15 protein-coding genes are annotated in these 15,813 nt (G+C 70.2%); all 15 read left to right on the forward strand.

Features of this window, described 5'->3' with window-relative positions:
* The first annotated feature begins 12 nt into the window (after positions 1 to 12).
* The gene (gene rpe / locus ACIWQI_RS07340; RefSeq protein WP_396656482.1) at positions 13 to 696 is read left to right on the forward strand and encodes a ribulose-phosphate 3-epimerase; all 684 of its coding nucleotides are present in this window, start codon (positions 13 to 15) and stop codon (positions 694 to 696) included.
* Between the two features lie 9 nt (positions 697 to 705).
* Positions 706 to 969, forward strand: a complete 264-nt coding sequence (locus tag ACIWQI_RS07345; protein ID WP_396656483.1) for a phosphoribosyl-ATP diphosphatase — start codon at positions 706 to 708, stop codon at positions 967 to 969.
* A gap of 45 nt (positions 970 to 1,014) precedes the next feature.
* The gene (gene hisG / locus ACIWQI_RS07350) at positions 1,015 to 1,857 is read left to right on the forward strand and encodes an ATP phosphoribosyltransferase (RefSeq protein ID WP_396656484.1); all 843 of its coding nucleotides are present in this window, start codon (positions 1,015 to 1,017) and stop codon (positions 1,855 to 1,857) included.
* Complete coding sequence (gene hisF / locus ACIWQI_RS07355; RefSeq protein WP_396656485.1) at positions 1,857 to 2,672, forward strand: imidazole glycerol phosphate synthase subunit HisF; 816 nt, start codon at positions 1,857 to 1,859, stop codon at positions 2,670 to 2,672. Before hisG ends, hisF begins: the two co-directional genes overlap by 1 nt.
* A complete protein-coding gene (gene hisI / locus ACIWQI_RS07360) occupies positions 2,665 to 3,021 on the forward strand; it encodes a phosphoribosyl-AMP cyclohydrolase (RefSeq protein WP_396656486.1) in 357 nt (118 codons plus the stop codon). The genes hisF and hisI overlap by 8 nt, the downstream gene beginning before the upstream one ends.
* Positions 3,018 to 3,605 carry a Trp biosynthesis-associated membrane protein gene (locus tag ACIWQI_RS07365; protein ID WP_396656487.1) on the forward strand — a complete coding sequence of 196 codons (588 nt, stop codon included), beginning with the start codon at positions 3,018 to 3,020 and terminating at the stop codon, positions 3,603 to 3,605. Before hisI ends, ACIWQI_RS07365 begins: the two co-directional genes overlap by 4 nt.
* Before the next feature lie 69 nt (positions 3,606 to 3,674).
* Entirely contained in the window at positions 3,675 to 3,905 is a 231-nt protein-coding gene (locus ACIWQI_RS07370; RefSeq protein ID WP_396656488.1) for a DUF6704 family protein, read from the forward strand.
* Positions 3,906 to 3,907: 2 nt separating this feature from the next.
* Entirely contained in the window at positions 3,908 to 4,711 is an 804-nt protein-coding gene (gene trpC, locus ACIWQI_RS07375) for an indole-3-glycerol phosphate synthase TrpC (protein WP_396656489.1), read from the forward strand.
* Entirely contained in the window at positions 4,708 to 5,916 is a 1,209-nt protein-coding gene (gene trpB, locus ACIWQI_RS07380; protein WP_396656490.1) for a tryptophan synthase subunit beta, read from the forward strand. Before trpC ends, trpB begins: the two co-directional genes overlap by 4 nt.
* Positions 5,913 to 6,692 (forward strand): tryptophan synthase subunit alpha, encoded by a 780-nt coding sequence (gene trpA / locus ACIWQI_RS07385; RefSeq protein WP_396656491.1) that lies wholly within the window; start codon positions 5,913 to 5,915, stop codon positions 6,690 to 6,692. The genes trpB and trpA overlap by 4 nt, the downstream gene beginning before the upstream one ends.
* 57 nt (positions 6,693 to 6,749) lie before the next feature.
* A complete protein-coding gene (gene lgt, locus ACIWQI_RS07390; RefSeq protein ID WP_396656492.1) occupies positions 6,750 to 7,754 on the forward strand; it encodes a prolipoprotein diacylglyceryl transferase in 1,005 nt (334 codons plus the stop codon).
* 50 nt (positions 7,755 to 7,804) lie between these two features.
* Positions 7,805 to 12,379, forward strand: coding sequence for a glutamate synthase large subunit (gene gltB / locus ACIWQI_RS07395; protein WP_396656523.1), 4,575 nt, complete (start codon positions 7,805 to 7,807; stop codon positions 12,377 to 12,379).
* Complete coding sequence (locus ACIWQI_RS07400) at positions 12,372 to 13,838, forward strand: glutamate synthase subunit beta (protein ID WP_396656493.1); 1,467 nt, start codon at positions 12,372 to 12,374, stop codon at positions 13,836 to 13,838. Before gltB ends, ACIWQI_RS07400 begins: the two co-directional genes overlap by 8 nt.
* A gap of 68 nt (positions 13,839 to 13,906) precedes the next feature.
* Positions 13,907 to 15,355, forward strand: a complete 1,449-nt coding sequence (gene pyk / locus ACIWQI_RS07405) for a pyruvate kinase (RefSeq protein WP_396656494.1) — start codon at positions 13,907 to 13,909, stop codon at positions 15,353 to 15,355.
* Positions 15,356 to 15,434: 79 nt separating this feature from the next.
* Positions 15,435 to 15,809 (forward strand): SHOCT domain-containing protein, encoded by a 375-nt coding sequence (locus tag ACIWQI_RS07410; protein ID WP_396656495.1) that lies wholly within the window; start codon positions 15,435 to 15,437, stop codon positions 15,807 to 15,809.
* The last annotated feature ends 4 nt before the right edge of the window (positions 15,810 to 15,813 follow it).

Consider the following 15,813-nt stretch of genomic DNA (forward strand, 5'->3'; position numbering starts at 1 on the left):
AATACTGGGCACGTGCCCGATCAGCTGCCTGCCGCGCCCCGCATCAACCCGAGCATCCTCGCCGCGGACTTCGTCAACATGCAGGCAGAGCTCGACCGCATCGCCACGGCCGACTTCGTCCACGTGGACGTCATGGACAACCACTTCGTGCCGAACCTCACCTTCGGACCGCAGATGGTCGAGCGCATCCAGGCGACGAGCCCCGTGCCGCTGGACGTGCACCTCATGATCGACGACCCCGACCGGTGGGCGCCGGGATACGCCGAGCTCGGCGCGGCGTCGGTCACCTTCCATCTCGAGGCCGCGCACGAGCCGGTCTGGCTGGCGCGCCGGCTGCGTGAGCTGGGCGCGCGGGCGGGCGTGGCCGTCAAGCCGGCCACGCCTGTGGAGGGCCTGTTCGACATCCTCGACGACTTCGACCAGATCCTCGTGATGACCGTCGAGCCCGGCTTCGGAGGGCAGGGCTTCATGGCCGAGACCATGCCCAAGCTGAGACGCCTGGCCGACGAGGCGCACCGCCGGGGCTCCGCCGTCTGGCTGCAGGTCGACGGCGGCATCTCGGAGTCGACGATCGCACAGGCCGCGCAGGCGGGGGCGGACACGTTCGTGGCAGGGTCGGCGGTGTTCGGGAAGGACGACCCGGATGCCGCGATCGCCGCCCTCCGCGCGATCGCCGGTGATCACCTGCACCGGTAGCCTGGCAGGGTGAAGACTTTCGACGGGCTGTTCGCCGAGCTCCAGTCCAAGGCCGCCGCGCGGCCGGAGGGCTCGGGCACGGTCGCCCAGCTGGACGCCGGAGTGCACGCCATCGGCAAGAAGATCGTCGAGGAGGCCGCGGAGGTGTGGATGGCGGCCGAGTACGAGACCGCCGAGGCCGCCGCCGAGGAGATCTCGCAGCTGCTGTATCACCTGCAGGTGCTGATGCTCGCCAAGGGACTGTCGCTGGAGGACGTGTACCGACATCTGTGAGCGGATCCTCGCAGTTCCCCGCACACCCCACCTGGAAGCACCCACATGTTGCGAATCGCAGTGCCCAACAAGGGCTCGCTGGCCGAGACGGCCGCGGAGATGCTCACCGAGGCCGGATACACCGGCAGGCGCGATCCCAAGGATCTGCACGTCATGGACCCCGCGAACGACGTCGAGTTCTTCTACCTGCGCCCGAAGGACATCGCCACCTACGTCGGCTCCGGCGCGCTGGACGTCGGCATCACCGGCCGCGACCTGCTCAAGGACGCGCGGATGCCGGGGGCCCGCGAGATCGAGGCGCTCGGGTTCGGCTCGTCGACGTTCCGCTTCGCCGGCCCGCCCGGCCGCTTCGCGTCGCTGGGCGACCTCGAGGGGGTGCGCGTGGCCACCGCCTACCCGGGACTGGTCGACGCGTACCTGGACGAGCACGGCATCGCTGTGGACCTCGTGCCGCTCGACGGCGCCGTCGAGTCCGCCGTGCAGCTGGGTGTCGCCGACGCCGTCGCCGATGTCGTCTCCACCGGGACGACCCTGCGCCAGGCGGGTCTGGAGGTCTTCGGCCCTGTGCTGCTGGAGTCCGAGGCGGTGCTCGTGGGCGCCCCGCAGGATGCGCCGGGCCTGGAGACCCTGCGGCGCCGGCTGCGCGGTGTCATGGTGGCGCGCCGCTATGTGCTCGTCGACTACGACCTGCCGGCCCGGCTCGTCGACCAGGCGGCGCAGATCGCTCCCGGCATCGAATCGCCCACGGTCTCTCCGCTGCGGGACCCCGAGTGGGTCGCCGTGCGCGTGCAGGTGCCGCGGGCCGACGTCAACCGCATCATGGACCAGCTGTACGAGATCGGCGCGCGCGCGATCCTGGTCACCGCGATCCACAACGCGAGGCTGTGATGACCCTCGCGTGCCGTGTGATCCCGTGCCTGGACGTCGCCGACGGCCGGGTGGTCAAGGGCGTGAACTTCGAGAACCTGCGCGACATGGGCGATCCGGTCGAACTCGCCGCCCTGTACTTCGCACAGGGTGCCGACGAGATCACCTTCCTCGACGTCACCGCGACCGTCGACGAGCGCGCCACGACATACGACGTGGTGCGGCGCACCGCCGAGGAGGTGTTCATCCCCCTCACCGTCGGCGGCGGAGTGCGCTCCGGCGACGACGTCTCGATGCTCCTGTCGGTGGGCGCCGACAAGATCGGCGTGAACTCCGCGGCGATCGCGCGCCCCGGGCTCATCGACGAGATCGCCGACCGGTTCGGCGCGCAGGTGCTCGTGCTCTCGCTGGATGTCAAGCGGGCGGCGACGACTCCTTCCGGCTTCGTCGTGACCACCCACGGCGGACGCACCGAGACGAGGCTGGATGCGCTGGACTGGGCCCGTGAGGCCGTCGAGCGGGGCGCCGGCGAGCTCCTGGTGAACTCCATCGACGCGGACGGCACCAAGGAGGGCTTCGATCTCGAGCTCGTCGCGCTCATGCGCGAAGTCTCCAGCGTCCCCGTCATCGCCTCCGGTGGAGCGGGGAAGGTCGAGCACTTCGCCCCGGCGGTGCACGCCGGCGCGGACGCGGTGCTCGCCGCATCCGTCTTCCACTCCGGACAGCTCTCCGTCGGCGATGTGAAGGCGGCCCTGGCCGCCGACGGCGTGCAGATCCGGTCGTCGAGCGAGGACGCCGCAGCCGAGAGAGTCGAAAGGCGGTCGTCCGATGGATGACACCGTCGAGGGAAGGATCGCCCGCGTCGCCTTCAACGAGCAGGGCCTCGCGCCGGCGATCATCCAGCAGCACGACTCCGGCGAGGTGCTGATGCTGGGCTGGATGGATGCCGAGGCCCTCCGCCGCACCCTGACCACCGGCCGGGTCACCTTCTGGTCACGATCGCGCCAGGAGCTCTGGCGCAAGGGCGACACCTCCGGGCACATCCAGCTCGTGCGCGGCGCGCGGCTGGACTGCGACGGCGACGCGCTGCTCATCCAGGTCGAGCAGATCGGCCCGGCCTGCCACACCGGGACCCGGACCTGCTTCGACGCGGACGATCTCAGACCCGTCGTGGACCCGGCATGACCCGCCGGGCACGTCTGGTCTGCGTCGTCGCCATCCTGCTCACCGGCGCGCTCGGGCTGATCTCGTCGACGCAGACCTGGTTCCACGTCACGCTCGCCACCGGCGGCGACGTCCTCGCCGTCCCGGGCGCGGAGGCCATCCCCGTGCTCGCGCCGCTGTGCCTCGCGGTCCTGGCGCTCGGCGCCGCCCTGACCATCGTGAATCTCGTCCTCCGGTACATCCTCGGCGCGCTCACGGTGCTGTGCGGCGCGGTGCTGCTCTGGCTCATCGTGCCCGTGGCCGCAGATGCTCCCGTGTCGGCGGTGGCGCGAACCGTGACCACCGCCACCGGCATCGCCGGCGTGGAGTCCGTGTCCGAGATGATCGCAGCGGTCGGCGAGACCCCGTGGCCGTGGGCGACCGCCGTCTGCGCGGCGGTGCTCCTGCTGGCCGGCATCCTCGTCCTCGCCACCGCGCATCGCTGGCGCCGGGCCGGCCGCCGGTTCGCCGCCGATGCGCCGCACACCGCTGCTGCGAGCGACGGGCCCCTGGACGCCGTCGAGTCGTGGGACGACCTGTCCCGCGGTGACGATCCGACCGGCTGATCCTCCACCACGTCGCACGTGCGACCCCGCTAGACTGGCTGTGCCCGCGCACCACCGGAGGAATCCCCAATGACCAACCCCATCGCCGACCCCGGTCACGGAAACTCGCCCGCCGCCTGGACCGCCGTGATCATCATGCTCGCGGCCATCGTCATCGGCGTCGTGGCGTTCTGGTTCGACATCGCGTGGCTCGTGTGGGCGGCAGCCGGGCTCGTCGTGGTGGGGCTGATCGTGGGATGGATCATGGCGAAGGCCGGGTACGGCGTGGCCGGCCCGAAGTACCAGCCCAAGGAACACTGATCGTGCTCGCCGACCTGACGGCCGGCGCGGTGCAGGACGCAGAACGGCGGGCCGAGTCCCAGCCGCCCGAGGAGATCGAGCGCCGAGCCCTGGCGCAGCCCGCCGCACGCGACGCGCTGGCCGCTCTCGCACCGTCCGACCGTGTCAAGATCATCGCCGAGATCAAGCGCGCCAGCCCGTCCCGGGGTGATCTCGCCGGCATCCCCGACCCCGCGCACCAGGCCCGCCTCTACGAGCAGGGCGGAGCGTCGGCGATCAGCGTGCTCACCGAGGCCCGCAGGTTCAAAGGCAGCCTCGACGATCTCGTGGCCGTGCGCGACGCGGTGAGCGTGCCCGTGCTGCGCAAGGACTTCATCGCGACGCCCTACCAGGTGTTCGAGGCGCGGGCGGCCGGCGCCGACCTCGTTCTGCTCATCGTCGCCGCCCTCGAGACCCCGGTGCTCACTGAGCTGCACCGTCTGATCCTCGACCTCGGCATGACGCCGCTGGTCGAGACGCACTCGGCGGCGGAGCTGGACACGGCGCTCGAGCTGGGTGCCCGACTGGTCGGCGTCAACGCCCGGGACCTGAAGACGTTCGACCTGGACCGCGAGCTGTTCGGCCGTCTCGCGCCCACGATCCCCGACGGGGTCGTCAAGGTCGCTGAGTCGGCCGTGCTGGCCCCTGCCGATGTCGCCCGCTATCGCGCGGCCGGCGCCGACGTGGTGCTCATCGGCGAGGCGCTGGTGACCGGCGACCCGGTCGCGACACTGCGGTCCTTCCTGGCGGCGGACGATGCCGCCGGCGGCGAAGGGGAGTCCTCGTGAGTCTGCGCGCGGCCGCGGGGCCGTTCTTCGGCGAGTTCGGCGGTCGGTACATGCCCGAGTCTCTGATCGCCGCCATCGACGAGCTCACCGAGGTCTACGAGTCGGCGAAGGCCGATCCGGACTTCCAGGAGGAGTTCCTCGCGCTGCTGCGCGACTACGCCGGCCGGCCGTCGGCCCTCACGGAAGTGCCCCGGTTCGCGGCACACGCCGGCGGGGCGCGTGTGTTCCTCAAGCGCGAGGACCTCAACCACACCGGCTCGCACAAGATCAACAACGTGATCGGCCAGGCGCTGCTGACCCGCCGGCTCGGCAAGACCCGGGTGATCGCAGAGACGGGGGCCGGGCAGCACGGTGTCGCCACGGCCACGGCCGCGGCGCTGTTCGGGTTCGACTGCACGATCTACATGGGCGAGGTCGACACCGAGCGTCAGGCGCTCAACGTCGCGCGCATGCGTCTGCTCGGAGCAGAGGTCGTGCCGGTCAAGACGGGATCGCGGACACTGAAGGACGCCATCAACGAGGCGTACCGCGACTGGGTGGCCAGCGTCGAGTCGACGAACTACATCTTCGGCACCGCGGCGGGGCCTCATCCGTTCCCCGCCATGGTGCGCGATTTCCAGAAGGTCATCGGCGAGGAGGCCAGGGCTCAGCTGCTCGACCGCGCCGGGCGGCTTCCGGACGCCGTGGTCGCCTGCGTCGGCGGCGGCTCGAACGCCATCGGCATGTTCGACGCGTTCCTCGACGATGACTCGGTGCGGCTTTACGGGGTGGAGGCCGCCGGAGACGGCGTCGACACACCGCGACACGCCGCATCCATCGAACGCGGGCGCGTCGGCGTGCTGCACGGCGCGAAGACCTACGTGCTGCAGGACGAGGACGGCCAGACGATCGAGTCGCACTCGATCTCCGCGGGGCTGGACTATCCCGGTGTGGGCCCGGAGCACTCGTGGCTGGCGGCGATCGGACGCGCCCAGTACATCCCCGCCACCGATGCGGAGGCGATGGATGCTCTGCGGCTGCTGTCGCAGACCGAAGGCATCATCCCCGCGATCGAGTCCGCGCACGCCCTCGCCGGCGCGCTGCGCATCGGGCGCGAACTGGGACCGGAGTCGCTCATCGCCGTGAGCCTGTCCGGCCGCGGCGACAAGGACATGGACACGGCCGCGAAGTGGTTCGGCCTGTATGACGAGGGAGCGGTGTCGTGAGCCGGGTCGCCGAGGCCATCGACCGTGCCAAGGCGGAAGGACGCGGCGCGTTCGTCGGCTACCTGCCGTTGGGCTTCCCCGACCTCGCCACGAGCATCGACGCCGCCGTCGCCCTCGCCGACAACGGCGCCGACGTGCTCGAGCTGGGGCCGCCGTACAGCGACCCGGTCATGGACGGCGTCGTCATCCAGGAGGCGACACAGGCGGCGCTGGCCGCGGGATTCCGCATGCGCGACACCTTCACGGCGATCCGGGAGATCACCCGCCGCGTCGACGTGCCGGTCCTGGTGATGAGCTACTGGAACCCCGTGTTCCAGTACGGCGTCGACCGCTACGCGGACGACCTGCTCGCCGCGGGCGGCGCCGGCATGATCACGCCGGACATCACGCCCGACGCCGCCGGGGAGTGGATCGCCGCCAGCCGCCGCACCGGTCTCGACCGCGTCTTCCTCGCTGCGCCGACCTCCACCGACGCGCGTCTGGACCTCGTGATCGGCAATTCCACGGGGTTCGTCTACACCGTCTCGACAATGGGCATCACGGGGGAGCGGGCGGAACTGGATGCCGCGGCCCGCACACTCGTCGCCCGCCTGCGCGAGCGGGGTGCGGAACGCGCCTGCGTCGGGATCGGCGTCTCGACCGCGGCCCAGGTGGCCGGCGTGCTCGAGTACGCCGACGGCGCCATCGTCGGCACCGCCCTCGTGCGCGCGCTGCGCGACGGCGGCGTCCCGCGCCTGGCCGAGATGGCACGCGAACTGACGGCCGGAACGCGCTGAGTAGACTTCCTAGGTCGGCCCGAACGCCGAAAGCCACACAGCAAGGACCATCTCCCCATGACCCACGCCGCTGCCAGCGTCCTGGCGAGCATTCCGAGCCCGCCCATCAGCGAGTTCTTCATCGGCTCCATCCCGGTCCGCATCTATGCCGTGTGCATCATCGTGGGGATCATCGTCGCGGTGCTGATGACCAACCATCGCCTGACCCGGCGGGGCGCGGAACCCTGGGTCGTCATCGACATCGCCCTGCTCGCGGTGCCGCTCGCGATCATCTGTGCGCGCATCTATCACGTCGCCACCCACCCCGGCTACTACTTCGGAGCCGGATCCAACCCGTGGAACCCGTTCGAGCCCGGATCGGTCTGGGCGATCTGGGAGGGCGGCATCGCCATCTACGGCTCGCTCCTCGGCGGCGCGATCGGCGCGTGGCTGGGCTGCCGATGGACCGGCATCCGCTTCTCCGCGTTCGCGGACGCGCTGGCGCCGGGCCTGCTGCTCGCCCAGGCGCTCGGCCGCTTCGGCAACTGGTTCAACCAGGAGCTGTTCGGTCTGCCGACCGACCTGCCGTGGGGCCTGGAGATCAGCCCCGACAACCCCGCCTTCCCGCCGGGGCTCCCCGAGGACACGCTCTTCCATCCCACCTTCCTGTACGAGGTCATCTGGAACACGCTGGGCGTGCTGGTGCTGCTGTGGGCGGGCCGGCGGTTCCTGCTCCAGTGGGGTCGCCTTTTCGGTCTCTACCTCGTGTGGTACAGCGCCGGCCGCATCGTCTGGGAGTCGATCCGCATCGATCCCAGCGAGGTGTACCTCGGGCTGCGCTCGAACGTGTGGGCCGCGATCATCGGTGTCGTCCTGGGTCTGCTCATCATGCTCGTGCAGAAGCGCCGGCACCCGGGCCTGGAGCCGTCTGCGTACGTCCCGGGGCGCGAATGGAAGGGCCGCGGCGACGAGGCTGTACAATCGCAGGACACCGACGACTTCGTCGACGTGAGCGATCCGCCCGCATCCGAAGATCCCGGCGTCGGTGAGGACGCAGCCACAAGCACCGTCACCACGAAGTAACCCAGGGCCGACGTCGTCCCAGCTGAGCATTCAACGTGAGGACGGTACGCATGCTCTCGAGCCCCGGCACCGGCTTTCCGAACGCCTTCCCGCAGAAGCAGGGCATGTACAGCCCCGACTACGAGAAGGACGCCTGCGGACTGGCGATGGTCGCGACGCTGCGCGGCGAGCCGGGACACGACATCATCGATCTGGCGCTGACGGCGCTTCGCAATCTCGAGCACCGCGGCGCGATCGGCTCGGACGCAGGCACCGGTGACGGCGCCGGCATCCTCACCCAGATCCCGGATGCCTTCCTGCGCGCAGTCGCCGACTTCACGCTGCCCGCCGTCGGCGAGTACGCGGCAGGCCTCGCATTCCTTCCCCTCGCCGACGACGAGCGTGCCGCGCAGAAGACCGCGATCGAGGGACTTGCCCGCGATGAGGGGCTGACCGTTCTGGGCTGGCGCACCGTGCCGACCGCGCCGGAGCACCTGGGCAAGCTCGCGTTCGACGCCCGCCCGGCCTTCGAGCAGCTGTTCCTCTCCCGCCCCGCCATCGGTGGCGCGCCGGCGCTGTCCGGGGTCGAGCTCGACCGCTCGGCCTACCGACTGCGCAAACGCGCCCAGCATGAGCTGGGCGCGTATTTCGTCTCGCTGTCGTCGCGCACTCTGGGCTACAAGGGCATGGTCACCTCGCTCCAGCTCGAGCCGTTCTTCCCCGACCTGTCCGACGAGCGGTTCGCCTCCGAGCTCGCCGTCGTGCATTCGCGCTACTCGACCAACACCTTCCCCTCCTGGCCGCTCGCCCAGCCGCTGCGCATGCTCGCCCACAACGGCGAGATCAACACGGTCCGCGGCAACCGCAACTGGATGCGGGCGCGCCAGTCTCAGCTCGAATCGGAGCTGCTGGGCGACATCCGGCCGCTCCTGCCCATCTGCACGCCCGGCGAGAGCGACTCGGCTTCCTTCGACGAGGTGCTCGAGCTGCTCACGCTCACCGGGCGCAGCCTGCCGCACGCCATCATGATGATGGTCCCCGAAGCGTACGAGAAGCAGGCCGATGTGCCCCGCGACCTGCGCGCGTTCTACGACTACCACGCGCTGCAGATGGAGCCGTGGGACGGCCCGGCCGCTCTGATCCTCACCGACGGGACGCTCGTGGGCGCCACCCTCGATCGCAACGGCCTGCGCCCGGGCCGCTGGACCGAGACGACCGATGGACTCGTCGTCATCGGCAGCGAGACGGGGGTCCTGGAGTTCGAGCCCGAGCGCATCAAGCGCCGTGGCCGGCTCCAGCCCGGCCGGATGTTCCTCGTCGACACCGCGCAGCGCCGGATCGTCGAAGACGAGGAGATCAAGCGCGGGCTCGCCGAGCTGGAGCCGTGGGACCTGTGGCTGCGCCAGCGGCTGCAGCTGAGCGAACTTCCCGACCGCGAGCACATCGTGCATCCGATCGCGTCGATCACGCGCCGGCAGCGCACGTTCGGCTACACCGAGGAGGAGGTGCGGATCCTCCTCACCCCGATGGGCCAGAACGGCGTCGAGCCGCTGGGGGCGATGGGCTCGGACACCCCCATCGCCGCACTCAGCTCCCGGCCGCGGCTGCTGTTCGACTACTTCACCCAGCAGTTCGCCCAGGTCACCAACCCCCCGCTGGACTCGATCCGCGAGGAGGTCGTGACGAGCCTTCGGGCGGGCATCGGACCGGAGCGGAACCTCCTGGCATGGGGGCCCGACCACGCCCGCCAGATCACCCTCGACTTCCCGGTGCTCGACAACGACGAGCTCGCGAAGATCCAGAACATCCACCGCACGATGCCGGGGCGCCGCGCCGTGACCCTGCGCGGCCTGTACCACTTCGACGCCGGCCCGGGCAGTCTCCGGGCGCGCCTCGACGAGCTGTGCGCCGAGGCGGATGCCGCCATCGCGGACGGTGCGGAGTTCCTCATCCTCTCGGACCGCGACTCCAACAAGGACCTCGTCCCGATCCCGTCGCTGCTGATGGTCGCGGCGGTGCACCATCACCTCATCCGCAACGAGACCCGCATGAAGGTGGGGCTCGTGGCCGAGGCGGGTGATGTGCGCGAGGTGCACCACGTGGCGACGCTCCTGGGCTACGGCGCCTCGGCCGTCAACCCGTACCTCGCGATGGAGACGGTCGAATACCTCGTGCGCACCGGATTCATCACCCGGATCTCCGCCGAGGAGGCGGTGCGCAACGTCATCCACGCCCTCGGCAAGGGCGTGCTGAAGATCATGTCCAAGATGGGCATCTCGACGGTCGCCTCGTACGCCGGGGCACAGGCTTTCGAGGCCATCGGGCTCAGCCAGGAGGTGATCGACGCCTACTTCACCGGCACCGAGTCGAAGATCGGCGGCATCGGAATCGAGCAGATCGCCGCCGAGAACCAGGCCCGCCACGACTTCGCGTACCCGGAGGACTCCGCGTCGCGGGCGCACGAGCGGCTCTGGACCGGGGGTGAGTACCAGTGGCGCAGGGACGGCGCGCCGCACCTGTTCAATCCGGACACCGTGTTCCGGCTGCAGCACTCGACCCGCACCCGCCGCTACGACATCTTCCGCGAGTACACGCGCCTGGTCGACGACCAGTCCGAGCAGCTGAAGACGCTTCGGGGCATGTTCCGGCTGCGAGAAGGCGTGCGACCGCCGGTGCCCCTGGACGAGGTGGAGCCCGTCTCCGAGATCGTGAAGCGCTTCTCGACCGGGGCGATGAGCTACGGCTCGATCTCGAAGGAGGCGCACGAGACCCTCGCGATCGCCATGAACCGGATCGGCGGCAAGTCGAACACCGGCGAAGGGGGAGAGGATGTCGACCGGCTCCTGGACCCGGAGCGCCGCAGCGCGATCAAGCAGGTCGCCTCGGGGCGGTTCGGTGTGACGAGCATGTACCTCACCGAGGCCGACGACATCCAGATCAAGCTCGCCCAGGGCGCCAAGCCGGGGGAGGGCGGCCAGCTCCCGCCTGCGAAGGTCTATCCCTGGATCGCCCGCACCCGCGGCGGCACGGCGGGCGTCGGACTCATCTCTCCGCCGCCGCACCACGACATCTACTCGATCGAGGATCTCAAGCAGCTGATCTTCGACCTCAAGCGCGCGAACCCCCGCGCCCGCATCCACGTCAAGCTCGTCAGTCAGTCCGGCATCGGCGCGGTCGCCGCCGGCACGGCGAAGGCGCTCGCCGACGTCATCCTCGTGTCCGGGCACGACGGCGGCACCGGGGCGAGCCCGCTCAACTCCCTCAAGCACGCCGGCACGCCGTGGGAGCTGGGCCTGGCCGAGACCCAGCAGACGCTGATGCTCAACGGAATGCGCGACCGCGTCGTCGTGCAGGTCGACGGTCAGCTCAAGACCGGCCGGGATGTCATCATCGGCGCGCTGCTGGGTGCCGAGGAGTTCGGCTTCGCGACCGCGCCGCTGGTCGTCTCCGGCTGTGTGATGATGCGCGTGTGCCACCTCGACACCTGCCCGGTGGGGGTGGCGACGCAGAACCCGCTCCTGCGTTCGCGCTTCAGCGGAAAGCCGGAGTTCGTCGTCAACTTCATGGAGTTCATCGCCGAAGAGGTGCGCGAGCATCTCGCGGCGCTCGGATTCCGCACCTTGACGGAGGCCGTCGGGCACAGCGAGCTCCTCGACGTCGACACGGCGATCGCCCACTACAAGGCCGCGGGCCTCGACATGGAGCCGGTGCTGCGCGGCCCTGCCTTCGCCGACGACGAGCCCCGGCGCAGCATGCGGCAGCAGGAGCACGAGCTCGACAAGCATTTCGACGTGCAGCTCCTCGCGCGCGCGCAGGCCGTGATCGACGGCGCGGCGCCGCATGTCGACATCAGCCTGCCGATCCGGAACACCGCTCGCGCCGTCGGAACCCTGCTCGGACACCACGTCACCCGCGCGCACGGCCCCAACGGCCTTCCGTCCGGGTCGATCGTGGTGGAGCTGGTCGGCTCGGCCGGTCAGTCGTTCGGCGCGTTCCTTCCCGCCGGCATCACCCTGCGGCTCGAAGGCGACTCGAACGACTACGTCGGAAAGGGCCTCTCGGGCGGGCAGATCGTGATCCGCCCGCCGAAGGGTGCCGGCTTCGCCGCCGCGGAGAACGTCATCGCCGGCAACGTGATCGGGTACGGCGCAACCCAGGGCACGATGTTCCTCAGCGGAGTCGTCGGCGAGCGGTTCCTGGTGCGCAACTCGGGTGCGACCGCCGTGGTGGAAGGCGTCGGCGACCACGCCCTCGAGTACATGACCGGCGGCTTGGCGGTCATCCTCGGTCCGACCGGGCGCAACCTCGGCGCCGGCATGTCCGGCGGCTCCGCGTACGTGTACGGCCTCGATCCGGCCAAGGTCAACAGCGATGCCCTCGCCTCCGGCGAGCTCGAACTGCTGCCCCTGGGGGCGGGCGATCTCGCGATGCTCCGCGACCTGCTCGAGCAGCACCGGGACGAGACGGGCTCCGCCCTGGCGGCGCGCATCCTGGCGGACTTCGACGCCGAATCGGAGCACTTCGTGCGTGTGCTGCCACGGGACTACGCCGCCGTGCTGCAGACACGGCAGGAGGCGGTCGCACAGGGACTCGATCCGGACGGCGACATCGTGTGGGGCCGGATTCTGGAGGTGACCGGTGGCTGATCCGAAGGGCTTCCTCAAGCACACCGAGCGCGAGCTGCCGGCCCGTCGTCCGGTGCCGGTGCGCATCATGGACTGGAAAGAGGTGTACGAGCCGGGGGACTCGGCCGTGCTGCGCCGCCAGGCGAGCCGCTGCATGGACTGCGGTGTGCCGTTCTGTCATCAGGGATGCCCGCTGGGCAATCTCATCCCCGAATGGAACGACCTCACCTGGCGAGGCGAGGGGCGCGCCGCCTACGAGCGACTGCACGCCACCAACAACTTCCCCGAGTTCACCGGACGACTGTGCCCTGCACCGTGCGAGAGCGCCTGCGTGCTGGGCCTCAACCAGCCCGCGGTGACGATCAAGCAGATCGAGGTCTCGATCGTCGACGAGGGGTTCGCCAACGGCTGGGTCGAGCCTCAGCCGCCCGCTCGTCTCACCGGAAAGACGGTCGCCGTCGTCGGCTCCGGGCCCGCGGGCCTGGCCGCCGCCCAGCAGCTGACGCGCGCCGGGCACACCGTGGCGGTGTTCGAGCGGGACGACCGCATCGGCGGACTGCTGCGGTACGGCATCCCGGACTTCAAGATGGAGAAGCGCCACCTCGAGGTGCGGCTGCGTCAGATGCGGGACGAGGGCACGCGCTTCCGCGCGGGTGTCGAGATCGGCCGCGACATCGCCTGGGACGAGCTGCGGGAGCGGTACGACGCCGTGGTCGTGGCCACCGGCGCGACCGTGCCTCGCGACCTTCCGATCCCCGGGCGCGACCTCGCCGGCGTGCACTACGCGATGGAGTACCTCGTCGAATCCAACCGGGCGGTGGCAGGCGACCCGGTGCCACAGCAGATCTCCGCGGCGGGCAAGCATGTCGTGGTCATCGGCGGCGGCGACACCGGCGCCGACTGCATCGGCACCGCCCACCGGCAGGGTGCGCTGAGCGTCACCAACCTCGCGATCGGCCGCCGGCCTCCCGAGTCGCGGCCGGAGCACCAGCCGTGGCCGATGGCGCCGACGGTCTTCGAGGTGCAGACGGCCCACGAGGAGGGCGGGGAGCGCGCCTACCTGGCCTCCACCGTCGAGTTCCTCGGCAACGACGTCGGCGAGGTGCGAGCGCTGCGGGTCGCCGAGACCGAGTACGTCGACGGGGCACGGATCCCCAAGCCCGGCACGGAGCGCGACATCCCCGCCGACCTGGTGCTGATCGCGATGGGCTTCACCGGGCCCGAGCGGGGCACGCTCGCCGAGCAGCTCGACGCCGAGTTCACCGCGCGCGGGAACCTCGGTCGCGACACCGCGTTCCAGACCACCGTCCCGGGTGTGTTCGTCGCCGGCGACGCTGGCCGAGGCCAGTCGCTCATCGTCTGGGCGATCGCCGAGGGGCGGGCCGTCGCCGCTCACGTCGACGAATACCTCATGGGGTCGACGGTGCTGCCGTGCCCGGTCAGCTCCACCGAAGTCGCCATCGGCCTGCAGCCCGCGTAGGCTGGCGACAGTCTTCCGCCTCGCCCAAGAGATCCTCGCTCATATACGAAACCCGGAGTGCACAACCGATGAGACGCGCCAAGATCGTGGCAACGCTCGGGCCGGCGACATCCTCCTACGAGATGGTCCGCGCGATCATCGACGCGGGTGTGGATGTCACGCGCCTCAATCTCAGCCACGGCGACCGCTCCGTGCACGAGGCGAGCTTCGCCGGCATCCGCCGGGCCGCCGACGACGCGGGCCGGGCCGTGGCCGTCCTCGTCGACCTGCAGGGCCCGAAGATCCGGCTGGGGCGCTTCGCCGACGGTCCCCACGAGCTCGCCGCCGGCGACATCTTCAAGATCACGACCGAAGACGTGCCCGGCACCAAGGAGCTCGTCTCCACGACGTTCAAGGGGCTGCCCGCCGATGTCGGCCCGGGCGATTTCCTGCTCATCGACGACGGCCGGGTGCGTGTCAAGGTGCTCGAGTCCGACGACACCGTGGTCACCACGGAGGTCGTCGTCGGCGGAACGGTCTCCGACAACAAGGGGATCAACCTCCCGGGTGTCGCCGTGAACGTGCCCGCGCTGTCCGAGAAGGACGAGGAGGACCTGCGCTGGGCCCTGCGCATCGGCGCCGATCTCATCGCCCTCTCGTTCGTGCGCAGCGCGAAGGACGTGCAGCGGGTCCACGTCATCATGGCCGAGGAAGGCCGACGCATCCCGGTCATCGCGAAGATCGAGAAGCCGCAGGCCGTCGACAACCTCGAGGACATCATCGATGCGTTCGACGGCATCATGGTCGCCCGCGGCGACCTCGGCGTCGAGCTGCCCCTGGAGGCGGTTCCGATCGTGCAGAAGCGTGCGGTCGAGCTGTGCCGGCGGATGGCGAAGCCCGTGATCGTGGCCACGCAGATGCTCGAGTCGATGATCAGCAGCCCGGTGCCCACGCGCGCCGAGACCAGCGACGTCGCCAACGCGGTGCTGGACGGAGCCGACGCGGTGATGCTCTCCGGCGAGACGAGTGTGGGCCAGTACCCCGTGATCGTCGTCGAGACGATGGCGCGCATCATCGAGTCGACCGAGGAGCACGGCCTCGAGCGCATCCTCCCGCTGCAGACCCGCCCGCGCACACAGGGCGGGATCATCACGATGGCCGCGCTGGAGGTCGCGGAGTTCGTCGAGGCGAAGTACATCTGCGTCTTCACCGAGTCCGGCGACACGGCGCGCCGCATGTCGCGGCTGCGCCCCCGGATCCGCCTGCTCGCCTTCGCAGCGGATCCGGCCATCCGCCGCCGCATGGCCGTGACCTGGGGCATCCAGTCCACCCTCGTGGAGCACGTCTCGCACACCGATCGGATGTTCATCCAGGTCGACGACTACCTGCTCTCGAACGAGCTCGCCGCCGTCGGCGACAAGGTCGTCGTCATCTCCGGGTCGCCCCCCGGCATCATCGGCTCGACCAACGACATCCGCATCCACAAGGTGGGCGACGCCGTCCACGGCAAGGCGCCCATCTACCAGACCGGCGGGTAGCGGCCGCAGCCGCGGGGTGCCGCGCACGCGTCGTCGAGGCTAGAGTTTCCGCATCCGACGGCTCGCGAAAGGCTGACCCATGATCTTCTGGTCATTTCTGTGGGCGGTGTACATCGTCGCCTACATCTACGTGGTCTTCTTCGTCATCCGCGACGTCTTCCGCAACGAGAAGGCCAACGGCTGGATCAAGGCGCTGTGGATCATCCTGCTCGTGTTCATCCCGTTCCTCACCGGCTTCATCTACGTGATCGTCAACGGCAAGGGGATCGCCGAGCGTGAGCACCGGGCCCGTGCCTCGGTCCCTGAGGACGATGCATACCGTCCCGCCGCCTCCTCGAGTCCGGCCGACGACATCGCGCGCGCCCAGGCGCTGCGCGACGCCGGCACGATCACCCAGGGCGAGTACGACGCGATCAAGAGCAAGGCGCTGGGGAACCAGTACTTCGGCGCATAGGCGC

The organism is Microbacterium sp. (assembly GCF_044508325.1).
In the GTDB taxonomy this organism is placed as follows: Bacteria; Actinomycetota; Actinomycetes; order Actinomycetales; family Microbacteriaceae; genus Microbacterium.